The 24,184-nt window shown below is 45.8% G+C and carries 28 protein-coding genes; 6 read left to right on the top strand and 22 right to left on the bottom strand.

The window, feature by feature from the left end; all coding sequences use genetic code 11:
• Positions 1-2: 2 nt before the first annotated feature.
• The 7 genes from PBN151_RS24675 to PBN151_RS24650 form a co-directional block, all read right to left on the bottom strand.
• Positions 3-587, bottom strand: coding sequence for a hypothetical protein (locus PBN151_RS24675; RefSeq protein WP_072731137.1), 585 nt, complete (start codon positions 585-587; stop codon positions 3-5).
• A complete protein-coding gene (locus PBN151_RS31505; RefSeq protein ID WP_175560791.1) occupies positions 577-720 on the bottom strand; it encodes a hypothetical protein in 144 nt (47 codons plus the stop codon). The genes PBN151_RS24675 and PBN151_RS31505 overlap by 11 nt, the downstream gene beginning before the upstream one ends.
• Positions 721-745: 25 nt before the next feature.
• On the bottom strand, positions 746-1,336 hold the full coding sequence (locus PBN151_RS24670; RefSeq protein WP_072731132.1) for a GNAT family N-acetyltransferase: 591 nt from the start codon (positions 1,334-1,336) through the stop codon (positions 746-748).
• A gap of 5 nt (positions 1,337-1,341) precedes the next feature.
• Positions 1,342-1,839: an NUDIX domain-containing protein gene (locus PBN151_RS24665; RefSeq protein ID WP_227775052.1), complete on the bottom strand. Its 498-nt coding sequence runs from the start codon at positions 1,837-1,839 to the stop codon at positions 1,342-1,344.
• A 57-nt stretch (positions 1,840-1,896) separates the two neighbouring features.
• Entirely contained in the window at positions 1,897-2,265 is a 369-nt protein-coding gene (locus PBN151_RS24660) for a VOC family protein (RefSeq protein ID WP_072731117.1), read from the bottom strand.
• Positions 2,266-2,571: 306 nt separating this feature from the next.
• Complete coding sequence (locus tag PBN151_RS24655; protein WP_072731116.1) at positions 2,572-3,666, bottom strand: DUF4303 domain-containing protein; 1,095 nt, start codon at positions 3,664-3,666, stop codon at positions 2,572-2,574.
• A 160-nt stretch (positions 3,667-3,826) separates the two neighbouring features.
• A complete protein-coding gene (locus PBN151_RS24650) occupies positions 3,827-4,585 on the bottom strand; it encodes an SMI1/KNR4 family protein (protein WP_072731115.1) in 759 nt (252 codons plus the stop codon).
• Positions 4,586-4,761: 176 nt separating this feature from the next.
• Here PBN151_RS24650 and PBN151_RS24645 point away from each other — a divergent pair, with 176 nt between their 5' ends.
• Positions 4,762-5,178, top strand: coding sequence for a hypothetical protein (locus PBN151_RS24645; protein ID WP_072731114.1), 417 nt, complete (start codon positions 4,762-4,764; stop codon positions 5,176-5,178).
• Positions 5,179-5,213: 35 nt separating this feature from the next.
• Complete coding sequence (locus tag PBN151_RS24640; protein ID WP_072731113.1) at positions 5,214-6,296, top strand: ankyrin repeat domain-containing protein; 1,083 nt, start codon at positions 5,214-5,216, stop codon at positions 6,294-6,296.
• Positions 6,297-6,420: 124 nt separating this feature from the next.
• On the opposite strand, the gene PBN151_RS24635 is transcribed toward PBN151_RS24640, so the two are convergent.
• Complete coding sequence (locus tag PBN151_RS24635) at positions 6,421-7,428, bottom strand: serine hydrolase domain-containing protein (protein ID WP_072731112.1); 1,008 nt, start codon at positions 7,426-7,428, stop codon at positions 6,421-6,423.
• Positions 7,429-7,821: 393 nt separating this feature from the next.
• Between PBN151_RS24635 and PBN151_RS24630 the strand changes: the two genes are divergently transcribed.
• The 4 genes from PBN151_RS24630 (at position 7,822) to PBN151_RS24615 (ending at position 11,886) form a co-directional block, all read left to right on the top strand.
• Positions 7,822-8,163: a DUF485 domain-containing protein gene (locus tag PBN151_RS24630; protein WP_072731111.1), complete on the top strand. Its 342-nt coding sequence runs from the start codon at positions 7,822-7,824 to the stop codon at positions 8,161-8,163.
• A 3-nt stretch (positions 8,164-8,166) separates the two neighbouring features.
• Positions 8,167-9,714, top strand: coding sequence for a solute symporter family protein (locus PBN151_RS24625; protein ID WP_072731110.1), 1,548 nt, complete (start codon positions 8,167-8,169; stop codon positions 9,712-9,714).
• Positions 9,715-9,993: 279 nt separating this feature from the next.
• Positions 9,994-10,503, top strand: coding sequence for a GrpB family protein (locus PBN151_RS24620; protein WP_072731109.1), 510 nt, complete (start codon positions 9,994-9,996; stop codon positions 10,501-10,503).
• 405 nt (positions 10,504-10,908) lie between these two features.
• Positions 10,909-11,886: an endo-beta-N-acetylglucosaminidase family protein gene (locus tag PBN151_RS24615; protein WP_072731108.1), complete on the top strand. Its 978-nt coding sequence runs from the start codon at positions 10,909-10,911 to the stop codon at positions 11,884-11,886.
• Positions 11,887-12,105: 219 nt separating this feature from the next.
• Here PBN151_RS24615 and eutH read toward each other — a convergent pair whose 3' ends face one another.
• The 14 genes from eutH to eutA form a co-directional block, all read right to left on the bottom strand.
• Positions 12,106-13,221 (bottom strand): ethanolamine utilization protein EutH, encoded by a 1,116-nt coding sequence (gene eutH, locus PBN151_RS24610; RefSeq protein WP_072731107.1) that lies wholly within the window; start codon positions 13,219-13,221, stop codon positions 12,106-12,108.
• Positions 13,222-13,273: 52 nt separating this feature from the next.
• Entirely contained in the window at positions 13,274-13,819 is a 546-nt protein-coding gene (locus PBN151_RS24605) for a BMC domain-containing protein (RefSeq protein WP_072731106.1), read from the bottom strand.
• Positions 13,812-14,087 carry a EutN/CcmL family microcompartment protein gene (locus PBN151_RS24600; protein WP_021252525.1) on the bottom strand — a complete coding sequence of 92 codons (276 nt, stop codon included), beginning with the start codon at positions 14,085-14,087 and terminating at the stop codon, positions 13,812-13,814. Before PBN151_RS24600 ends, PBN151_RS24605 begins: the two co-directional genes overlap by 8 nt.
• 15 nt (positions 14,088-14,102) lie before the next feature.
• Entirely contained in the window at positions 14,103-14,831 is a 729-nt protein-coding gene (locus PBN151_RS24595) for an ethanolamine utilization protein (protein ID WP_072731105.1), read from the bottom strand.
• 18 nt (positions 14,832-14,849) lie between these two features.
• Positions 14,850-15,485 (bottom strand): ethanolamine utilization phosphate acetyltransferase EutD, encoded by a 636-nt coding sequence (gene eutD / locus PBN151_RS24590; RefSeq protein ID WP_072731104.1) that lies wholly within the window; start codon positions 15,483-15,485, stop codon positions 14,850-14,852.
• A gap of 9 nt (positions 15,486-15,494) precedes the next feature.
• The gene (locus PBN151_RS24585) at positions 15,495-16,310 is read right to left on the bottom strand and encodes a cobalamin adenosyltransferase (protein ID WP_072731103.1); all 816 of its coding nucleotides are present in this window, start codon (positions 16,308-16,310) and stop codon (positions 15,495-15,497) included.
• A complete protein-coding gene (locus PBN151_RS32090) occupies positions 16,301-16,438 on the bottom strand; it encodes a hypothetical protein (RefSeq protein ID WP_174811097.1) in 138 nt (45 codons plus the stop codon). The genes PBN151_RS24585 and PBN151_RS32090 overlap by 10 nt, the downstream gene beginning before the upstream one ends.
• A 41-nt stretch (positions 16,439-16,479) precedes the next feature.
• The gene (locus PBN151_RS24580) at positions 16,480-16,770 is read right to left on the bottom strand and encodes a BMC domain-containing protein (protein WP_005549798.1); all 291 of its coding nucleotides are present in this window, start codon (positions 16,768-16,770) and stop codon (positions 16,480-16,482) included.
• A 107-nt stretch (positions 16,771-16,877) separates the two neighbouring features.
• Positions 16,878-18,353 (bottom strand): acetaldehyde dehydrogenase (acetylating), encoded by a 1,476-nt coding sequence (locus PBN151_RS24575; RefSeq protein ID WP_072731102.1) that lies wholly within the window; start codon positions 18,351-18,353, stop codon positions 16,878-16,880.
• Between the two features lie 27 nt (positions 18,354-18,380).
• Positions 18,381-19,310: a BMC domain-containing protein gene (locus PBN151_RS32455; protein ID WP_072731101.1), complete on the bottom strand. Its 930-nt coding sequence runs from the start codon at positions 19,308-19,310 to the stop codon at positions 18,381-18,383.
• A gap of 11 nt (positions 19,311-19,321) precedes the next feature.
• Positions 19,322-19,975: an ethanolamine utilization microcompartment protein EutL gene (gene eutL, locus PBN151_RS24565; RefSeq protein WP_021252532.1), complete on the bottom strand. Its 654-nt coding sequence runs from the start codon at positions 19,973-19,975 to the stop codon at positions 19,322-19,324.
• A gap of 78 nt (positions 19,976-20,053) precedes the next feature.
• Positions 20,054-21,019 carry an ethanolamine ammonia-lyase subunit EutC gene (eutC, locus tag PBN151_RS24560; RefSeq protein ID WP_028531609.1) on the bottom strand — a complete coding sequence of 322 codons (966 nt, stop codon included), beginning with the start codon at positions 21,017-21,019 and terminating at the stop codon, positions 20,054-20,056.
• An 18-nt stretch (positions 21,020-21,037) separates the two neighbouring features.
• Entirely contained in the window at positions 21,038-22,402 is a 1,365-nt protein-coding gene (locus PBN151_RS24555; RefSeq protein WP_021252534.1) for an ethanolamine ammonia-lyase subunit EutB, read from the bottom strand.
• A gap of 218 nt (positions 22,403-22,620) precedes the next feature.
• The gene (gene eutA / locus PBN151_RS24550; protein ID WP_072731100.1) at positions 22,621-24,051 is read right to left on the bottom strand and encodes an ethanolamine ammonia-lyase reactivating factor EutA; all 1,431 of its coding nucleotides are present in this window, start codon (positions 24,049-24,051) and stop codon (positions 22,621-22,623) included.
• Positions 24,052-24,184: the final 133 nt, after the last annotated feature.

Genomic DNA, 24,184 nt, shown 5'->3' with positions numbered 1-24,184 from the left:
TGCTAGATCTCCTGTCCTTTTTGGATATGCTCGCGCATTTTCTCCCCAATGATGTCATAGAACGACACGATATTATCCTCAGGACCGTTGACGATGCGTTTATATGCCTTCCCTATCGGATTGGCCTGGGCTCCATGAGCAATCAACAGGTACCCTCCATCAACCTCTTCCCATCTGCATGCTTCGCCCAGTTCAATCCTCATAATCTCTCCTACATAGATGCCCCAAATCGCCGCTATTGACCACACCTCTCGATCGAGCGGCTTAACCATATCATCATGACTCGCATAATCATTCGCGTAGTTATCCAATATGTCTTCCACCCGATGAATACTCTCGCTGCTGAAGTCCAGCGTGTGCCCCGTCTTTTCAGCAATTTGAATGGCTAGCTTCGTATGATGTACGACCATTTCATGCAAACTGTATGCTTCCATGTTGTTGTCCTCCAATTTATTCTCGTTGTCGTTATTCTCTATCTTTTCATGAACAAGCATGCCCAGGCTCACTATACTAGTTAGTTTCACAGTAACGCCTTCTGAATAAGGATGCCATTCTTCTTTCCCAGTCCGCTGTTTCTTAATGATCAACTTCTTTTACATACCCGGCCATTTGTTCCTTCCAATACTCCCAAGCAGCCAAATATTCAGGTAAATCATGCGGATGGTGCTTAATACTTAATCCGATTCGTATGTACAATTGAATCATAGCTTCCTTGAGCAATATGGACTGTTCTGATACTTAGATGCTAAACATTCATTCCTTCACACTTCTGCTTCCCAGTCCATTCAGACTTGCGCAGCTTGTAATACAAATGCGGCTGCTTGTCGATATCGATCTCACTATACTGAATAAACCCACACTTTTGGATCACTTTATTTGAAGAAATATTGTTCAAGCGTGCAACTGCATTCAGCTCAGTTACATCCGTATTCTCGAACAAATAGGTGATAAGCGCTCGCGCCGCCTGCGTCATATATCCCTTCCCGGAATAATCTTGAGAGATTGCATACGCAATTTCCCGATTCGGAGACGGCAATTCATCCTTCATCCCTGTTACGCACCATCCTATAAACGCACCTGTCTCCTTCAGCACAATTCCTAAGCGTAGGCAAAGATCACCAATGTGTCCGTCTTCTGCAACCGCCTGCAGAAATTGTTTATTTTCTACCAACTCGTAGTTGGCCATCCAATCCAACCTTTGCTCCTTCGATGCGTTCCAATCCGGTAAGAATTCCAAAATAGCAGGCTCCTGCGTTAATGCACATATAGCATCCACATCTTCCATTCGATACTCCCGCAGCAATATGTCGCCACAATCAATTGTTAACTCTGTCATTCTGGTCAGCACTCCCCTGATGATACAATGTCGCTCCCCCAGAAGGGAGTTCGATTGCCATTCTTACAATGTGTAACCGCTTCCCGAACAGGATACGGAAGCAGATTATGCTCGTCCATCTCATTGACATGAATCCAATAAAACTCCAAATGTGCTTCCATCGATCTGGGATTCCGAGTTGGATCGATATCATGTACATCAGTTATAAATAAATGATTGATTTCCTGATGATAAACATTGTTGTCTTCATAGCCCGCTTCAACCGCACCAATATACTGCTTCACTTCACACTGTAGGCCCATCTCTTCGAATATTTCACGAGACAGCGACTCCTGCATTCCTTCCCGAAATTCAACATGTCCACCAGGCAGGAACGTATTGTCCATCCCAATACAATGTGCCACTAGCAGGTATTCCCCTGATAAAATAATGCCTCTGGCTAACACATGATATTTTTGTCGCATCTCATGCTGCATTTCGAACTCAATCCTCTCCGATGTCATCGTTATATGAAGCTTTATGTAGGAATGCACTTGCGAATCTTTCATATGAAATCTCAATTACGAACGACTGGTATGTGCCAAAATATTCACAACCTTACCGAAAGGATCACGCACATAGAAGCGTCTCACTCCCCAAGGCTCATCTGCAGGCCCGTATTCAATCGGGAAACCAGCAAGCTCCATCTTTTCCAGAACAGCGTCGACAGCATCGACATCATCCACTTCAATCGACACATCCGGAACAGGCGTGTCTGAACCTCCTTGTGACGCTATACTAATCTGAACACTCATTTGAGCGTCATTTCCATAGGTAGCAATCCAACCGTGATCCATCATGAGATCAAGTCCCAATATTTCCTCGTAGAAACGCTTGGCTTCCGATAGATTCAATGCAGCTATATTGGCAACGATTCGTTTAACCGTCATAGGTACCTCCATCATGAGAAATCAGACCTTGACTCCGTATTCACCTTATACTACCATGAACTTCCTTTCTTAAAGTGTACTTTACCTACAAAAGGAAGTATATACTTTCATTCCGATGAAGCGATGATCACTATATGCATCGTAATTTTGAATTGTTTTGTATAAAAGCTTTTTCGGGATTTGGCAAAAAAACAAGCCAGAGCGTGTTGCTCGAGCTTGTCGGAATTTGATTGATTCTACTGTTTAAAATTTCTTTTTGCCCCAACGACCTAAATAGTTTTGCGAAACGATGAACTATTTCAAGTACTATGCCAAAAGTGCGCGAATCTTTTTCCTTTTTGCAGTAGAAACATCGCCGTTTGAAACGCCGACACTAAGCAAGACTGGTGAATTATATTCTTTGGCGAAGAAATCCTCTGCTTTTAATTCCGCCAATACCTCCGTACAAAGATCAAGCAACTTATCGCGGAAACGTTTCATTTTGCCATCTGATCCCAAAGCCGCACTATACATGGCAAGTTCGTTGCAAATCGGCTCGAACAAATCGAGCGTAAAATTTGTGCCTTCATAACGCCATTCGTTAGTGGCGTAAGCAAAATAATCCTTATCTGAGGGATCTTCAGCCACAAGTTTTTCGAAATGTGTTTTTGTATTTGCCGCGTCCGCTACCATAGAGCCTTCATCATCAACGTACAGGCCAAAAGAGATAATTACTTCATGTCCATGCGCTTTTATTATTTCGCGGAATGATTTTTGTGCGGCTTGTTTCAATGGTGCTTTTAATGCTGCAAAGTCAAAGGCGGGCAGTTTGGGCATAACGATAAGGTCTTTGATATATGCATCAAAAGTAGGGGCAACGGTTGTCAATTCCCAATAATATGTTTCGTTAATATTCCGCCAGTCTTCTTTTCCATTGACAGGTTCGCCGTTTTTGCCACGTCGAACTTTTCGAGTTATGAAAGCTACAGACGGCTCCCCGCTTGTCCCACACTCCAAATAGTTTAAAACAAAGAAATCATAATAAGGCGCACCCAAGATGCCGCAAATTTCCAATAGATTTGGAATGTCATAGAAGAGCGGGGGCATATCACGCGCCTTGTGTCCGGCATAGTGCGTTGGAAGACTTTCATCTCCAGGACGGTGACCGATTGCATTAATATAATCAATTTTTACATGCCGAATCGTATTGCCGGATCCATCAAGAATAGGAAAGCCATTGCGTTTAAGTAATCCACCATTTTGAGATGTGGACACAAACTCAATGTAAGAAGCGGGAAGTTTAACGCCAAGCCGTTGCTCCAACGCTGCTAATTCCTCATCGGATGGCAGTGGCAGGGTAAAATACGCTGATCCTTCCCTCTTCCATAAGTTTTTAAAATCAGCTTCAGTAAAATAACTCATCTAGGTACCCCTTTTCACAAGCATTCTTTGCGTTCACCCAAAACATCCAAAACAAGGCGTAACACAAACGTCGCCACGCAAAATATAATTATTGCCGTTCGCTAAAATTGATCTCCCTACGCCGTATTGCTTATTCGATGTATGTAAATACATGCCCTTACTACTGATCCAGTTCTTTGCACGTTCCGTTCACTTCATCCCAAAATTCATTGTTCAAATCAATTTCTAAAGACAGTTCACTTAATTCAAAGGGAACCTCTAAATCTTTACTTTTGAGTACTCTCAAAATCTGTTCAAATTGTTCTAACGTATCTGCAATTTTAATCGGAACCCACTTTCCCGTTCCGTGATATGAAAAGTAGACAGGAAAGCCATGATCTTTTTGAGTAAAGTCAATACAAAAAGGATCGTCCATCGTGTTCACCGCGAAAACATACCAGCCATCTTGCCAATCGCCGTTTTTATCTGAAACGAGAAATTCCCCTGAGAGAGAGTTAAAGCGATAGCCTTCCTGTATTTTATTAAAATCATTTATGTCTGCGTAATATGCTGGGAGCATTCCTATATAATCAAAGCAGAAATCAAGATTAATAAATTCTACTAGCTGCTTCGGCAAGGTTGGAATCTGTTTGGCTTCCTCGGGGATTCGGGCTTCAACGGATATCACTTCCTCCCTATCACCCCTTTCGATGATTTGAAGGATCTCTGGGTTCTTTAGTCGTTTAACTAAGTTGTCGGCTGTTCCAAAATACACCTTTTCCATAAGCGTATATGGCAATGACTTAGATTGTTGGTATAAATGTGTTGCATTCGTGGTGAGTTGCAAAGCTTCTCTAAGATGTATCAGCCCCTTCAAGCCATCAGGTGGCAACTTAACAAGCACGATATCAACCCATACACTATTAGCTCTATCCTTCATCGTCTAAAACCTCCAGTCTGTACTGCAAATACGGTAGCATACCCACCCACTAAAATCTACATTTAGATACAACCGCTATTTTAGCGATTGAACTTTTTGGAGTAATCTGCTGTAATTAATGTAGTTGAATTTTGATAGAAATCGTTGAGAATTTATATAGTCGAGGATTTAAACATATGTTAACTTTAAAACCTGTAATGCCCGAATTCAAAATATCCACCACTGACCTAAAGGTAGTTTATACAGAATCAGATGGTGTAAAAGTTGAAGTTGGTGCTATACCATTGAAAAATCCGCAAAGCATGGATTGGGACAAGTGTGTGAATATTGAAATTTGTTTCCCACTAGTGGCAGAAGCTAAATGCGTAACTGTACCTTTCTATGAGAATCATTATAATGGTTATCATATTGATGTCCCTGATCAAGAAAAATTTCATCATTTAGGTTTTTATGAAGTGGTTAATTCTACATACCTACAGGAAAACGTTAAAAAATATGACCCTAAAAATAGGCTTGGTCTAAGGCATTATATGATTACAGGATATGATGGCTATGTTGAATTAATAGCCTCAACGTTTTCGGTCAATGAATAACTGCTGTAGATTCTTACACGAGTGGAGTTGTTGAGATGTTTAAGCTAAAGGACATTGGAACCGATACGTCGCTTCCTGATCTTGTCAGACACATCAATGAAGGCAATCTATCAGAGCTGCGCGATGCCATTGCACAGGGCTGGGATATGGAACAAGAGATTAGAATAAGCCAATATACGACTGTGATCCCGATAGAAGCAGCCTTAATTGCGGGACAATTCGAGGTAATTAAATTGCTTATCGAGCATGGTGTGAATTTGAATCATAAGAAGGAACCGTCCTTCCTGCTCGCTGTTCGCTATTGTGAAGAGGAGATCATAAGATACATCGTAGCACATGGAGCCAAGGTCGATGCCCTAGATCAGCTTAAGTCCAATGCCTATCAACAAGCTTATTACGGGAACAAGCACAACCTTCCGCTTATCCATGAGCTTGGCTTGGATGCAGCCAGTTATGGCGGCTATACACTACGTAAAGCCGTTAACGATCGGGATTGGCGTACAATTGAATTTATGCTTCAGCATGGCGTGGATATCAATTTCAATAAGCCGGATATGGTCTTCCCTTATTGTGCTACCCCCTTAACCACTGCCGCACGAAATGGCGATATGAAGATGGTTCAATACTTAGTTGAACATGGAGCGGACGTGTGTATATGTGAAAAAGGCGGTGATCGTGCCTATACGATTGCTGTGCAAAATAAAGATACCGCGATGGCCGAGTATTTGAAGTCCTTGGAGCCTGCTGATTATCATAACATTGAAAATAAAAGATTGGCATTGAAGAGCTATAAGCTGCCGCAAGGACTGATTGATTTTCTAATGGGAGACAAGCTGCGAATCGATTTGCCTGACAATGAGCTGGAAATCGGCTACATCGAGTTCTTTACTTTTTCAGATACGATTGAAATGAAGGCAGGAAGGAAGAAATTGCTGCGTCTCACCGCGGAAGTTGATAATTATACTTCGATTCTCCTTGTCTGGAATCCAAAGACGAAATGCGTCGGCTACTATGATGAAGAACATCAGGAATACGGAGACGTATGCAGCTTCGAAGATTTCCTTGCACAGCCAGAGCTCTATATGACGAAGATTGTCGAGGGAGATTTGGTGACATAAAACAGTAGTTCTAATTTTGTGTCATACATATGATGTAATGAGAATCAGGTTAGTAAGCTCTCGAAATATCGAGAGCTTCTTTATTGTATATCTAGTTGATGCTAACCTTCTAACACAGTTTTCACTACATTTTCTCGATCATATTGCACACCATATTGCCAAACGTTTTAATATCCTCTAAATAGTCATAACTTGCAGGATTTCCACCCTGTTGATTGTACATTCTTACTGCCACCGTTTGATATTTCGGAATGACAAGGCAAGCGCAGCCAGTTATGCCGAGCGATTGAAACGAACCTCCCGGAAGCTGATCCCCCAGCTCAGATGCAGCGCGCGGAATATCCTGAACAAACCAGAAGAAACCGTTCCTCGGCAAATGCGTCTCTAATTGAGACGGAGTACATATGGATGTAGCCAGCTCGAAGATTTCTGCTGGAATGATTCTTGTTCCCTCGTACATGCCCTTATCTAAATGAAGCCGTCCCCATCTCGCCAACTCATGTGCACTTACAAATAAATTCCCATCATTCCCCTGATCATCCGTATATTCTTCATGAAGCCAGACCAGATTATCATTTCGTTCTTTGCTCCATCCTGTCTCTGTAAATCCGTACGGGTGGAACACTGTTTCCTCCAATACGTGGACAAACGGCTTCTCATACAGTTTCTCCATCAACTTAATAAGTATGTTTACACCCATGTTGTTATAGGCCCAGTCGGTACCGGCAGAAAACAATCTTCGATTCGAATGATGGAGTCCATGCGTATGAGTCAGCAAATGCCGTATCGTCGTCCCGCTCAGCATCGCTGCCACTTGTTGATCTGTGATATCTAAGTAGTCGTCGTCTATGTAGTCCGTGATAGAGTCATCCAAGCTGCGGATTTTTCCTTCATACAATGCTAAGCTGACCACGAACGCTAGATATGTTTTTCTCACCGATGCAACGTTGAAGCGAGACGCTGCATCTACAATGCGTTGCCCTGCCCTGTCATGAGTTCCAGAGTACCATTCGTTAACAACTTTCTGCTTATGAAGAATATAGGTAGCCGCTGCTGTGGCTGAAATCTGATGTTGAATCCGCTCAACATATTCATTCAATGCTGCGAAATGCTGCGTACATGGCTTATTCATAGGTTACTCTTCCGCCCCCTTCTGCTTCGAATCTTAACAGATCGTTTACTTCCTATCTAGTTCCCTCAATTATAAACACAGGTATAAACCACCAGTATGGTGCATATAACGTTACACATTCAACTTCACAGCATGAGATCAGCAATCAAGCCTATTTCGAAGACACCTCTTCACGATTACAAATCGTAATGGACTGAAATAAAGTTATAAGTCAGGTATATCTTTACAACAATTCATTTTATAGTATAATATCTTCGAATTATATTTTCACAAGTTGTACACATCTACATGAACATTAAAGGTGGTGGCCACTTCTAACTGCACGGAGTATTTTGTAAGCGCTTCGTTTTTTTGTACGATGCAGGTATACTCATTGAATGAGAGGGATTGCTGATGGCAGGTAAAAAGTTAACAGCCAAGCACACGAAGCAGGAATTAACTCCCGAACAATACTCATCAATTGCGAAATCAGATAGCTTCAGAATGCTGATTCGAACCAAGAAAACCTTCATTATTCCTTTCACAATCTTCTTCCTTTGCTTCTATTTCGCCTTGCCGATCCTTACATCCTACACGGACATCTTGAATTATTCCTTTTACGGCAGTATTACATGGGCTTGGGTCTTTGCCTTACTGCAATTTGTGATGACCTGGGCATTTTGTATGATTTACTACAAAAAGGCATCTACATTTGATAAAGCCTCCGACCAAATTATTGCTGAGAAAGGGAGGTAAACCATGAATACTGCTGCATTTATTATGTTTTTAGCCATCGTTGCGGTGACACTCATTATTACCTATTGGGCATCGAAAAAGAGTAAATCTGCAAGCGAATTCTATACAGCTGGAGGCGGCTTAACCGGATGGCAGAACGGGATGGCGATTGCCGGGGACTATATGTCAGCGGCTTCGTTCTTGGGGATTGCGGGATCGATTGCGCTAGCAGGATTTGATGGATTTTTCTACAGCATCGGCTTCCTTGTTGCTTACTTAGTCGTCCTCTTCTTGGTCGCAGAACCTTTACGAAATTTAGGGAAATATACGTTTGCGGATATGATTGCCGCTCGCTTTAAAACGACAAAAATTCGCGGATTCGCAGCGTTTAATACCATTGCCATATCCATCTTCTACATGATTGCACAGCTTGTAGGGGCAGGAGCTTTGATCAAGCTGCTTCTCGGCATTGATTTTGCAACCTCCGTCATCATCGTAGGTGTTCTTATGACCATCTACGTCACTTTTGGCGGGATGCACGCAACGAGCTGGGTACAGATTGTCAAAGCAATTCTCCTTATGGCCGGGACACTTCTTATCTCGATTCTTGTGCTATACAAATTCGACTGGAGCCTCACAGGCATGTTTGATCATGTCAAGGATGCAACGCCACTCAAAGAGAAATTCCTTAATCCCGGTGTTAAATATAAAGATGGTCTTGATACACTCTCCTTAACGATGGGATTAGTACTTGGAACCGCAGGCCTTCCCCATATTCTTGTCCGCTTCTTTACGGTTAAAAATGCGAAAATAGCTCGCAGCTCGGTTGTATACGCAACTTGGATTATCGGTATTTTCTATGTGATGACGATATTCCTAGGTTTTGGGGCTGCTGCATTTGTTGGAAATGGAGATATTACCGCCGCGGATAAAGCAGGGAACATGGCAGCTCCGCTCCTCGCAAAAGCACTAGGTGGCAATATGCTATTTGCATTTATTTCTGCTGTCGCCTTCGCAACCATTCTCGCCGTTGTAGCAGGACTTGTACTTACCGCTGCTGCTGCCTTCTCCCATGACTTCTACAATCAAATCTTGAGAAAAGGGCAAGCGACAGAGAAGCAGCAGGTCAATATGGCACGTTATGCTTCCATTGGGATATCTGTGATTTCCATTATTCTAGCCTTATTTGCACAAAATCTTAACGTTGCATTCCTCGTATCGCTAGCGTTTGCCGTTGCAGCAAGTGCAAACCTTCCTGTTATTTTATATACGATTTTCTGGAGGCGTTTTAATACGAATGGTGCGATCTGGGCTATGGTGGTTGGTCTGATCACCTCCGTGGGGCTCGTTCTCGTCAGTCCGAACGTATTTCATCCTGAAGCTGGAAAGGCGATATTCGTTGGACACGCACTGTATCCGCTCACGACTCCAGGTATTGTCTCCATTCCGCTCGGCTTCATCGCTGGTTATATCGGCACCATATTGTCGAGAAAAACAGGAAAAGCCGACAATCAAGTCGAATTCGATGAAATTCTCGTACGCTCCAATACGGGAATCGATACCGCGATGTGATCCAAAATTTATATTGACTGCGTAAAGCATCCGTTCTGCGGATGCTTTTTCACATATGTCTTACTTACCGATATAACATTGAAACAAGTCGCTGCATCTGCGAGCGATGTCTTTCTCATCATGATAACCTAAACACCATTCGTTAACGATCCCGATGATGAACGAGCCGCTAATTAGAGCGTTTACTTCCTATTTGGCTTCCCCTATGATATATCTACAGAGATAAATACTGTCAGATTAAACATATATAAGCTCGTTCGAAGGAGGAGATCTGTAGCGATGAACGTAATCGTCACTAAATATAATGAAGACTGGAATCGTATGTTCGAGGATGAAGCACAAAAAATAAAAGCGATATTCGGAGCTGAGTTGATCGAAATCCATCATATCGGCAGCACTTCAGTACCCGGGTTACAAGCCAAACCGATAATCGATATGATGCCTGTTGTAAAGGACATCACCAGAATCGATTCTTTTAATGAGCAAATGAAGGAACTCGGTTACGAATGCATGGGCGAGTTCGGCATGAAAGGAAGACGGTATTTCAGAAAGGGCGGAGATCATCGAACCCATCACGTGCATACGTTTCAGTTCGATAACACGGAAGATATTCATCGTCATTTGGCAGTAAGGGATTATTTGCGAATACACTCCGACATTGCATCACGATATGGCAGCTTAAAAGAAAGGCTAGCGCGACAATACCCTGATGACATCGAAGCTTATATGGACGGGAAGGATTCGTTCGTGAAGAACCTTGAAAGAGAAGCAATAGATTGGTATGCCTAAAGCACGTCATAAAGTGGGTAAAATAGCCTCGGAACTAATCCGGGGCTAACCTATTTCTAGGGATATATATCCTTTCCCCCTTATAGCCAATGTGGCTGTACTACTGGATTCACGCCGAATGAACCGGTTGTGGGAGAAGAAATAGTGGCAACTTGATCCAAAAAATAGCATTAATTTCACGATTTCACTTCACTTTTTTGTACTTCTGTACGATAATAGTAATGACTCAACTTTTGCAGCAGGAATTTGCGCCAATGGAGAGTCAAACCGTAAAAGGTGAATACTTCTTTGGGGAGGTTTTGAATTTATGGGATGAAGGACAGCGCTGAAGACATGATTTCCTCTGAAATGTAACCGCTTACTTTATTGTGGTAAATTATCATCTAAGAAAGGGAGTTATCATTTATGAAAAAAACATCCATGTTGTTGCTCTTGTCAGCCGTTTTAATTTTATCTTTAGTGAGTGGCTCAGTTGTTTCAGCTAGTCCTTCAACTTCTTTAGCAAACGAATTGACCAAAGGTCAAAAATCTCCTGTAATGATGGCATACTACAGAACATGGCGTGACGTAACAATGCCTCATGATGCAAATTCAACTCTCCCAGACCCTAATGTGACAGCGATGACAGATATTCCTGAAGGAGTCGATATCGTTTCTGTCTTCCACTATGTTAACCCAGGTACAAATGAAAAGTTATTTTGGGACACACTTCGTGATACATATGTGCCTGCCTTACACGAACGTCAAACCAAAGTGATACGCACGATAGATATAAGGGAGCTATATAACGTTCCTAGTATGGGTACAATGCCCACATCCAAAGAATATGATAATCATGCGCAATCTTTAGTTGATAAATACATAACTCCCTACAATTTAGATGGCTTAGACATTGATATGGAGGAAACGTTAACACAAGACAAAGAAACAAAAGCTTCTGGTACTTTTGAAGCTCTGTCTAAACGTTTAGGACCATTGTCGAACAGTGGCAAATTGCTTATCTATGATACAAACAAAGACAATCATAGCCTATTCAAAAAAGTAGCTCCATTCTGTGACTATTTGTTCCTTCAAGCTTACGGCAGAACCCCTAGTAGATTAGATACTACATGGGCAACTTATAAAAATACGATCTCCCCTGATCAATTTCTTCCGGGAATATCTTTTCAAGAAGAATTAGGTGCAAACTGGGGTGATGCTCAGGAACCATTTGAAACAAGCAGAGCTTACAAATATGCAGCTTGGCAGCCAAAAGATGGCCCTAAGGGCGGAATGTTTATCTATGCCATCGATAGAGATGGCAAAGTATACGGAGATAATTCAATTACGAAAACAGACTTTAGCTGGACAAAAAGATTAATTGATGTCATGAGAAGTAACTAAATATCCTTAATTCGGGTGCATGAGATTTCATTCATGCACCCGACTACGTTCACTTTCCGACACACCACTGTCCACATTGTATGGCTCCGAGTTAGTTATTTCCCTAACCAATATCAAAAAAAGAACCCTTCTTAGGCATTACACCTAAAGAAGAGTTCAAAACAATTTATATCATGCCCATATACATAAAATAGAGAGATAGAGTGCCCATACCATTCATTAAACCGATTCCGGAAGCTCTTCCTTCTGCTCCGGTTCGGGTGCCAACTTTTTGGCCAAGAACATAGCGACGATAATCGCTGTAATACCACCGACAAGCTTGCCGACGATCATTGGGAAGATCATTTCCTTCGCAACCCCAGCCGTAAAGCCGAGGTGATCGCCGAATACGAATGCGGCAGAGACAGCGAATGCAACGTTGATGACCTTACCGCGCACATCCATATCCTTCATCATGCCGAACATCGGGATGACGTTAGCAAGCGTTGCTACCAAGCCCGCTGCAGCGATCTCGTTCATACCGAGCATTTTGCCCAGCTTCATAAGCGGCTTGTTGAATACCTTCGTAATGACGAACACCATCGCAAAAGCACCAGCCAATACAATGGAGATGTCGCCAACGATCTTAATTCCTTCTTCAATCGGTGCAAGTCCCGGAATGATTGTAATATCCGTCAACTGCTGCGTGATACCAACCGCTAGTCCAAGCGTCGCAACTATGACGATGAACTGACCGAAGATCGTGAAGCCCTTAATCATTCCATTCGGGAATTTCCATAAGCCTAACACAATCAGCACTGCGAACAGGATGATTGGAACTAGGTTGGTCAAAATCATTGAAATCGAGTAGCCTGCTACCAATCCCCCTATTAAGCAACCAAGAGGAATGGTAACAATACCAGCCAATACGCCGGTTGCCAAGTACTTCTGGTCTTCCTTCTTAATAATGCCGAGTGCGACTGGAATAATGAATACGATTGTTGGCCCAAGCATGGCGCCTAGAATCGTACCCGCGAACAATCCCGCTTCCGGCGTCTGCGCCAATTCTTGTGCGAGTGAGAACCCGCCCATATCGTTGGCTAACAGCGTCGTGGCAAACATTGCTGGATCTGCGCCGAGCGCACTGTACAGCGGTACGACCACCGGACTTAGCACCTTGGCCAATACTGGGGACAGAGAGATAATCCCCACCATGGCTAGAGTGAGCGACCCCATTGCCATAATACCCTCATCGAACTGGTGACCCAATCCGAACTTATACCCGATGCATTTGTCGATTGCACCGAGAATCATGAAGATAACCATGCCGTATATGATGATTTCATTAATCTCCACGAACGTGCTCCTCCATTCTTACCTAAGATCAAAAGCGAGCTTTTTAAACTACCTATCGGAAGTGTTGTTTAAGTTCTTCGGATGGGGAAGGTATCACGGAATAATGAATAATCCGCTTTTGATCCATGGAGGATACGAACACCTTCATCCCCTGCTCGACATCGCTCACACTACCCGTGAATACGGCGAGGAACTTGCCGCCGATAGCCATGCCGAGATTCATTTTCTTCACGTGAATGTCACTTTGCTTCAGTGCTTCATTCAGTGCATAAATACCGGAAGACACTGTAGAAGTCTCCACAATTCCAAGCGCATCCACAGGTAGTGAAGCGTTGCTGCGTTTCAGCCCCTCGACGATTTCGGGCTGAACACCGTGCAGCTCGAAATCGCTAATACGGAAATCACTTGCTTCCGCTCGGGCTGCTTCCATCGCAGCCTGAACATCTGCCGTGTCTCCGCTCATCATAATGAGGAACTTCCCCGGGCAGATCGGCTTCATATGATGCACGCTGACGGGAGATGTCTTCAGCATGCGGTCAGCCGTCTCATAGCCTTTGCTTATGCTGCGCAGCTCAATCACACCGATTGCACTAGTCATGAGATACCTCGATAGAATCCACAATGCCGACAATAACCGCGTCGACTGGTATGTCTGAGTTCGTGAATGATGCACGGGCTGCGCTTCCCGTTGTCACGAGCACAGTATCACCGATGCCCGCTCCTGCATTATCTGCCGCGACGAAGTAATCACGCTGAACGGGTTCATCATGATTCGATAACGGCTTGACCACCAGGAAGGTCAGACCATTCAGCTTGTTGTCCTTGCGGGTCGCCCACAGGCTTCCCGTAACTTGTCCCACGATCATAGTTTCACCCCGCCGTTATCTTCTGTGCACCTGCATCTTCTGCATGCGCAAGTAGTCTTGCGCGAGCGGTGTAATGATGCTGTGCCGATCAATGACAATTTCTTTTCCGTTATGCAGACGATGCTTCTTCAATTCCGCTTCCGTAATAACCTTGCGATTCAGCACTAGTGCATGAGACGCTATGTCGCCTACTACGGATTCAACCCGAATATCTTCCTGTGACGCCACTGCATGTTGTCCAGCTTGAAGTTTTCCAGAGACATTGCCAATCTCTAGGCAGGCTGCAGGAAGATCCTGCTCCTTTACAAGCCGAATCCCGTAAGCACTAAGCTTTGCCGCAAACTCGTCATACATCTTGTACAAGAGTACAGGTGCCGTCGACTTGTATTTACGATACTGCAATCCTTCTTCGAGTGCGATAACCTCTCGTCCCTTAAGCAGCATCGTCAAGACAAATCGTTCGCGTGGGCCTGCACTTATTCCGTTAGCAAGGTTGGCTAACAGCTGAATGCATAGCTTAGGGATAATTAGTACATCACAATCTCTGAGCGTCTCATCATAATAACGAACATCAACATGCGAGTTCAGTAGGCTCTCCAATTCCGGTACCGCTTCCATGGATAGAAGAACCGCTTGCTTTCTCGCTGCAGTCGGTTCTTTCTTGTCCTGTTGCCCTAGTCTTTTGATTACCTCTGCTGCTACGGCTTCAATGATTGCAGCTCGGTCTTGAGCTTCTATGTTCATTTTTTCACACTCCTAAACCTAGATGCTCTGCTTTACAATTATGCCCTTCGTCCCTTTTGCAAAGCCGCATGCATTTGCCTCATCATAGTCGATATGCATGTAAGTCTCATAGTTGGAGCTGACGCGTACAAGCACATCGTCAAAAATAAGCGGGCGCTTGCCAAACACTTTCACCTGTACGATCTCGCCATTTTTCACGTTGAACTTCTCAGCATCCTCAGCTTTCACATGAATATGGCGCTGTGCAGCGATGAGTCCTTTTTCCAATCTAATCATGTTACTGCCAGAAGCAATCACGATGCCCGGAGTTCCTTCCAGCTTGCCGCTTTCTTTTACAAGTACAGACACACCAAGCACAACAGAATCTGTCAGTGATACCTCAACTTGAGATTCCTTGCGCTCAGGGCCGAGCACGACTACGTTATGCAGTGAGCCCTTCGGACCGATCAGTGTAACGCGTTCTTTACAGGCATATTGCCCAGGCTGGGACAACTCCTTCGCCTTCGTCAATTGATAGCCTTCACCGAACAACGCATCGATCGCTTCCCGGTTCAAATGCACATGCTTGCCGGATGCTTCCACCTCGAAGCAGGCTTCATTCTGCACACGTTTCACCACTTCGTTAATAATGCTTTCTACCAGTTGGTTATCCACCTTTTCACCTCATTTATCGTAGTGTCCAACACGGATGCGGAACATGATAATCCAGAACAAGGAGGACAAACGGTTCAGCGAACGGATAATATCCTCGCGATCTGCTTCGCCATGCTCCTTCTTGAAGGCCTGATAAGCCAACAGTTCCGTCTCCCTTGTCAATGTGCGCAACGCATTTATAACAACAACCGCTTCGCCCATTTCATAGCTGGGTTGAAAATGTTCCAATCCAAAGTACTTCTTAGGAAAATGAGATTGCTCTCGAAGTTCCTTCGCTGTCATCCCAAGCAAATGAAACTCTTCAATGCTCTCACTCAGTACCTCGCATCGCACGACTCGCCGTACGAATTGCAAGATTTCTTCCAAATCATTGACCAGCTTGGTCATGTTCAACTTGAAGCAGCTAATTTGCGCTTCTAAACATTTTGTTTCTAGTGAATCCAACTTCCCGCGGAAGAGGATCCGTGGATGATCCTTGAATACAAGCATATTGCCATATAAATGGGTCATATGCTCCGGCTTCGTTTCCAAAAAACCGCCATACAGCGTGCGAAATCGCTTCTTGCCTTCTGTCGCAGGTTCGACATCCAGGTTTTTCGTAATCTGCAGTTTAACTTCCTTAGTGGACGATGGTGCCTCCACCGTGGCCGTATTCGCCCCAAGTTCAGGAGCCGTCACATATCGGAGTTCGATCTGGTGATCGGTCAAGAAGCTCTTGGCCGACGGCGTTAGAATTGTACCTGCCGCCGTCTCATATACGGCAACATCCTTCAAATTCTGGTTTCGAAAATGCTTGCGGAGTTCGCTTTCCGTAATCAGAGCCATGTTCTCACATCCTTCTCGTGCGAATGCGTGTTGTTCAAATCCATCTCGTTAACGCCAATTATCTCGGCTTGAACAAGCCGATTCATCACGATAGATGAGTTGCAGGATGCCGAGCTTAACGCCAGCATCCTGCTTCATCTCTTTCAATAAAACTCGTTCGGAATCCGAATTACTCTACTGTTTTTGTCTTAGGCAAGATTGCGTCCACTTCGGAATGTGGTCTTGGAATTACGTGTACGGACAACAATTCGCCAACACGTTCTGCTGCTGCTGCACCTGCATCTGTAGCTGCTTTAACTGCACCTACGTCACCGCGAACCATTACAGTTACGAGACCTGCACCGATTTGCTCTTTGCCGATCAATGTAACGTTAGCTGCTTTTACCATTGCGTCTGCTGCTTCGATTGCGCCTACCAAACCTTTCGTTTCTACCATTCCCAATGCGTTTGCGTTTGCCATAATAAAATTCCTCCTAGTAGTCAATAAATTAGAATTAATTGTATATAAAGTGTTGAGTTACCATTGTTGTGAAACAAATAAATAGGAATCCTCATGAATCTATCAACTTACAGTTTTTCGAGAATACGAGCGACGATCATGCCGATCAGCTCTTCTTTGTCTCCTAAATTAAGGCTTGCCAATTTATCTTGCTGAGCCACAGGCTGCTCCTGCTCCATCAAATCTTCCATCTCGCGAAGTCCATAAGCGACTCTGCGGATATTGAGCAGATTAAGTGGGCTGATGTTGTCGGATGTCGAGCTGCCGCCAACGGCACCGCATCCCAGCGTAAGCGCCGGTGCAATTGCTGTTGTTGCGCCGATACCGCCAAGTGTACCCGGTGTGTTCACAAGCAAGCGGGATACTGGCTTCTTCAATGCGAACTCGCGAATGATCTCTTCATTTTCGGAGTGAATGACCATCGTGTGGCCTGCACCCTCGCCATGCAGAATCTCGATGCAGCGCTCGCATGCCGCTTCCCAGTTGTCTTCTGTGTAGAAGGCAAGAATCGGAGCCAGCTTCTCGCGAGAGTATGGAACCTTCGGTCCAACTTGTGTCTCTTCTGCGATCAGCACGCGTGCATCTGCTGGAATGCTCAGGTTCGCCAGCTTCGCGATATGTTCCACACTGCGTCCGACGATTTGCGGATTCATAGTGCCATTGGCGCGCATAATGAACTTGCCAAGCTGTGCTGCCTCTTCCTTCGAAAGGAAGTAAGCCCCCTGCTTTTTAAATTCCGCAATTACCGCATCCTTACTGCATGCTTCCACAACAACGGATTGTTCGGATGCACAGATTGTGCCGTTGTCGAACGTTTTGGAATCCATGATGCGCTTGACTGCAAGCGGGATGTTCGCACTCTTCTCAATGAAGGCAGGGCCGTTGCCCGGACCAACCCCGATTGCCGGCGTACCGGAGGAATAAGCGGCTTTGACCATCGCTGTTCCACCAGTTGCAAGAATCAAGGCAACATCTTTGTGCTTCATCAATTGATCCGTACCTTGGATCGTAGGAACGGTCATGACGCCGATGGCACCTTCCGGACAACCTGCTTGCACAGCTGCCTCGCTGATGTCCTTCACTGTTTCCAAAATGCTCTTGAGCGCGTTCGGATGTGGAGAGAACACAATGCTGTTCCCAGCTTTCAACGCGATGAGCGCCTTGTAGATAACTGTCGATGTTGGATTCGTAGACGGAATCAGACCCGCAATAACGCCGACTGGAACCGCTACCTCCATCACCTTGTGTGCCTTGTCATCCTTCAACACGCCAACTGTCTTCATGTCCTTGATCGATGCATACACGTGCTTCGAAGCAAATGAGTTCTTGATGATTTTATCCTGCCAACGGCCGAAGCCAGTTTCCTCATTTGCCATCTTCGCGAGCTTCTCGCGATGCTTGTAGCCAGCATCCGCTACTGCCTTGACGATTGCGTTAATCTGCTCCTGCGTCATGACGGCAAGCTTGGCTTGTGCTTCTTTCGCTTTCTTGATCAGATCACGGACTTCTTGAATGGATCGTAGGTCTTTATCCAATGTTTCCATCAATATTCCTTCTCTCTACTCCATTTTTTACGAACTTGCTTTTTTTGTGCTTTTGCTCCGTTTCGCGGCTGGTGAAGGCACTGGCTTTACGCGTGCAGCGCCGCCATTACCGGTACTAGCTTGCTTCTGCTTGTCGCCAACAGTTGACGTATTCAAACCCGCAGAATTCGAAGCATGAGCGGTTTTCGTTATGCCAGCGTTTGTCTTACCTTCAACAGTACTGTTGCTAGCCTTAGCAGCAGTTGATTCTGCTTTCGCTTGCGAAACCTTCGGAGCAGCTACTTGTTCAGACTTAGTAACAGTTTCTTCCTTATCATTAGCATCCTCAGCTGCAGGGGCTTCATCTGCTTGTATTGCGATCACGGAATCCGTGATTCCAGATATGCGTTCCTGGCCAGTTGCAGCAGCTGCATTGTTGTTTCCTTCGGTCGACTCTAGCTTGACCGACTTCGAAACATCATCCGAAGCATCATGCTTTTCGCCTCTGGAATTCTTCTCGTCAGCTTCGTTGATGCTCGTTGCAGCGAACTTATTTGCAACATCCTTAGCTTCATTCGTATCTGTTACAGCTTCATGTTCAGCCGCAATCTCAGAGACGAGTTCCGCCTCGCCTTGTTTATTTTGACTCGTGCTGTCGCTCTCTTTCACCTGACAGTGATTGTCCCCTTCATCATCAGGAGTATCCGGAGTCGCAACCATTGCTGCTGTCTCTTCATGCATGCGAGCAATCACATGACGAGTGACAAGTACATCCAGCTGCTTGGCCAGCTCTGCTCCCGCGTCAACGGCAGCTTGTACAGCTCCGACATCACCATCGAGCTTCACCGTTACCAATCCACCATTGATGATCTCAACACCGATGCAAGTAACGCTTGCTGCCTTCAAAGCGGCATCTGCGGCAGCGACTGCTCCGAGATATCCCCTAACCTCAACCAATCCTAATGCACTATTTCTCATCGCCCGTTACCTTAATAACTCGTCGGATTGTCTGCGACGAATTGAACAGCGTCTGCGAACGCATCGCATGCTGCCTTGCAGGCCGATTGACTGCCCGTAAGCAATGCACCACCGAAGTTCGTTTCTGAAGGTGGTCCGAAGAAAGCGGCAATTGTCACATCTGCGGCCTTCAGTGCTGCATCAAGTGCATACATTGCTTCAAGTGGAGGAGCGATTAAGTAAGCGATCGCTTCTCCTTCCTTGATGCCTGCTGTCTCGGATAAGTGCGTTCCTGTACGGGATACACAGTGAGCGAAATACGTAATGCTGTTATCTTCATTTGCACTCACGAAATGCGCTCCGCTCTCGATGAAATCCGCAACGGCGCTCATGCCGCTGCGCACTTCTTCTGGATTGGGTCCTGCCAGAATACCAATGACCTCGCCTGCCAGCTTCGTTGAAGCATTGGCCGATCCGGCATACATGCTTTTTGCATAGACAACATCTACGGCTGCTGCTTTTGTCGCTTCATCCAATGCCACGTACGTGACATCGTCAATGTCAGCAGTAATAATACCTAAGCTCTTATGGTGTGGCTTCAGCTCCAGCTTGCTTGCCATATCCAGGCTTACGTTGGAAATGAGCTTCATGCCGAGCACCGTTGCATGAATCGGTTCGTTTCTCATACGTGCCTTCCTCCTTGCGATAGCTTATAAATTGCGTGTTCAACTTGTCGTGATTATTGAACGACATTGGAATGAACGCTACAGTTTCAAATCAATACCTGATGCTTTGCGGTCAATCATCGTCTTGATCAGCTCTGCAATATGCGCGCCGGCTTCAACTGCAGGCGTACCGCCTGAGTGAATGTTGGAGATAACCGTGCGTCTCGCTTCAGGCATACCTACCGTCGGCTTATAAGCGATGTAGGCACTCATTGATTCAGCGGTAACCAATCCTGGACGTTCGCCAACGAGCAGACACACGACATCCGCTTCTGTTACATCGCCAATGACATCCATGGAAGGAACGCGGCAATGCTTAACAAACAAGATATTGCCGACTTCGTAACCATACATCTTCAGACCTTGTGTGATGGATGGAATGATGTCGCGCAAATTGGCTTCAATCGCGGCGGAACTTAAGCCATCACCAACCATAATCTGAACTTTCGCCTGATTGGTCGTACGCTGTTTAATCGTCGCAATCGTTTCATCAGAGAATTGGCGTCCCAAGTCAGGGCGCGTAATATATTCATCCTTGTCCCGACATTTTGTCGCAATCGGCACAAGATTCATTTCCTTCACGAAGTCCTCAGACACGTAGGAGAACACGGCATCTTGTGCTGCAGCATGGTCAGCACGGAAGCGCAGCGACGTAATTGTCTTGTATCGTGGGCCTGCACGCCATACGCCAAGGCGTGCAGGTGTTTTTTCTTTCATTTTCAAGTAGCCTTCGCGGTCCTCTGGATCCGGTACAAGCAGCAGCTTGCGCAGATCGATATCTGTAATATCATCCAGACATTCGCCATCGTCCAGTTGCTCTTCTGCAGGCATGGTGGCTTGTACCAGCCCACCTACGGCAAACTCCGTTTTTCCCTCTTGCGGAGCAGTCACTTCCACTGCCTTCGTGACGACTTCCTTCACTGCTTCTGCAGCCGGCACCGTCTCGTTTCCTACCATTTCGTTCAATATCGACTCAATCATCGATTTTAGATCTTTTTCGTTCATGTGAGCTTCCTCCTTTCCCTACTTAAGAAACACGGATGCGTCTCCGGCTTTTTTCGTCAACTTGCCATTTTCAATGAAGCCCATCTTCTCCATCCATTGTTCGAACTCGCGGATTGGACGCAAGCCAAGCAATTCACGCAGTGTCGCGGTTTCATGATAGCCCGTTGTCTGATAGTTAAGCATGACATCATCGCCATGCGGGATGCCCATGAAGAAGTTACAACCTGCTGTAGATAAGAGCACAGCCAAGTTTTCCAAGTCATTCTGGTCAGCCTTCATATGGTTTGTGTAACAAGCATCACAACCCATGGAGACGCCTGTCAGCTTACCCATGAAGTGATCTTCCAAGCCGGCGCGAACGACTTGCTTCGCATCGTACAGATACTCAGGCCCGATAAATCCAACAACAGTATTGACTAGGAACGGATTGTATTTCTTCGCAAAACCGTAGCAACGCGCTTCCATCGTCACTTGGTCAATGCCGTGATGCGCTTCGGAAGACAACTCCGAGCCTTGCCCTGTTTCAAAGTACATGACGTCTGGCCCTGCTACTTGCCCGTGCTGCAAGACAAGCTGCTGCGCTTCCGCAATCGTGTCGGCATTGAAGCCGAATGCTTCATTCCCTTTTTGAGAGCCGGCGATCGATTGGAAGATAAGTCCTGTCGGCGCGCCGCGCTTCACCGCTTCCATTTGCGTGGTAACGTGAGCCAAAACGCAAGTTTGCGTTGGAATCTCCCACTTCTGACGGAATTCCTCGAATCGCTTCAATACACGTGTTACACTCTCAACCGAGTCGTCAACTGGATTGAGACCAAGTACGGCGTCCCCGATACCGAAGGTCAAGCCTTCCATAAGGGAAGCCATGATTCCATCCGGATCATCTGTCGGGTGATTCGGCTGCAAACGTGCGGACAACGTACCTGCACGGCCAATCGTCGTATTGGCAGTAGCCTCAATGCGAATCTTCTTCGCACCGTACATCAGGTCAAGGTTGGACATAATCTTCGCAACCGCTGCAATCATTTCGGCTGTCAACCCGCGCGATACGCGTTTAATGTCAGCTTCGGTCGTGTTCTCATTCAAGATCCACTCCCGCAGCTCTTCAACCGTCCAGTTTTGAATTTCACTGTAAATGCGCTCATTAACCCCATCTTGGATAATGCGGGTAACCTCATCTACCTCGTAAGGAACGGCTGGATTGTTGCGCAGATCAGACAGCTTAATTTGGGAGAGAACTACTTTCGCAGCTACACGCTCTTCGGACGAAGTAGCACCCAGCCCAGCCAGTGTATCCCCTGATTTTTCCTCGTTTGCTTTTGCCATAACTTCCATAAGGCTGCTGAACTGATACACGCGGCCAAACAACTTCGTTTTTAAAATCACAAAAGCTCCTCCTTCCAACTCATAATCAATTTGTCTTAATAATAAAAGTTCAAAAAATTCGGTTTTCAGCACCGAGAAGATTGTGAGAACTCGAAGAATGAGCAGCGCAGTGTAGTCGGGACTACATGAGCAGCGGATTTCGAGAGTGAACGCAATGTTCGATGCCGAGTTACTACCAGTATCACTTCGTGATCAAAATCGAAATTTTTGAACCTCCCCTAATGAAATACGAGGGTTTTAATGACGACTGGCAGCACCTTACCATTCGCAATCGGCTTGCCGATATCGATATAGTCGCCGTTATCAACCACAACACTATCGATGCAGACAACATCCTTCTTGTAGTCAAGCAGGGCGTACAGCGTCTGTCCCAGCACTTTCGCCATGTCGTGATGGACGATCACGATGAGGGGATAATCCCGCTCCAGCAGCTCGGACATGCCTTGATACAGCCCTTGCGCATATTTCTGAACCTCTTGGAAGCTGGGGCTCTTCTTCCCTTCCAATGCAATCGCAACCCGCTGCAGATCATTGTTCAGCTTGAACCAATTCAGCTTGTCGGCAATCGCCTGCGCCAGCGTCTCACTGCTTCCCGACTCATCTGCCGCAGCAAGCTTCAGAATCGGAATATTCTTAATCGGGAAGCTCTCTTCCGTGTACGTAATCGTGCTGCCGCTAATTTCCGTCGTATGAGACCCTGCTCCAACTACGGTTGCTCGGATGGTCTCAGCTGACCGAGCCACTGTCATCTGCGCCGTAAGCGGAGACGCTGCGATGGCACGGCCGAGCAAGATGCCGATGTCACCGTACTGGAACACATCGCCCGTCGCCTCTTCATAAATGTAGTCCGCGACGCCGCCGGAGAAAGAAATGCACGGAATCGAACGTTCCAGCTTGATCCCTTTGTTCGTGATGATCGTGTCATAAAAGTCGCCGGGCTGCCTCAGTCCAACGCTCTCTTCGAGCAGCTTGACCATCTCTCCGATAATCGGCTCCAAGTCGGTTGGAGTTACCCGCTGACCGAGTGCGAGCTTGATGCCTCTCCGCTCTGCCAGCTGCTTAATTTTCGGTGCAATGTACGTCACTTCATGTGTAGCTTGATCCACCTTGATGAGTCGTCCACCGATATCGAGGCAGCCTGTATCGATGAGATCACCGCTAGCAAATAGCGCCAGATTGCTCGTACCTCCGCCAATGTCGATATTGACGATGGAAGTCGAATGCTCTTTGGAGTACGTATGGGCACCTGCACCTTTCGCAGCGATGATGCTCTCCAGATCTGGACCGGCCGTTGCAACTACGAAGTCTCCAGCGAAACCGCTTAGCGAAAGTACCGCTTCGTTGGCATTTTCTTTGCGAGCTGTTTCCCCCGTAATAATGACAGCGCCTGTCTGAATATCTTCCTTGCGAATGCCAGCCTTCGCATACTGCTCTTCAATAAACACCTGAATCTGCTGCATATCGATGCGATTGTCCTCCATTACAGGCGTGAAGCAAATATCGCTTCGATATACAACTTCTTTGTCCGTAATGACCAATCGCGGCACTGTGAAGGAAGATGCCATGTTCTGAATGTGCAGCTTCGATAACACAATCTGTGTCGTAGAAGTCCCCATATCGATGCCTACACTCAGCAATTGTTCTTCCACTTTCCTCACCCCCACCGATTGATTTCCGTTTAACTCCACTGGGCATAGTTCCTGAATCGCATTGTGGTAACATTCGAACAACACCATTCGAACAAAAAAAGGCTTAAAGCACCACTTCCGATTCACACCGGAT

Source organism: Paenibacillus sp. NAIST15-1 (genome assembly GCF_001894745.1).
Taxonomy (GTDB): domain Bacteria; phylum Bacillota; class Bacilli; order Paenibacillales; family Paenibacillaceae; genus Paenibacillus_B; species Paenibacillus_B suaedae.
This window is presented reverse-complemented; position numbering and strand designations above follow the sequence as displayed.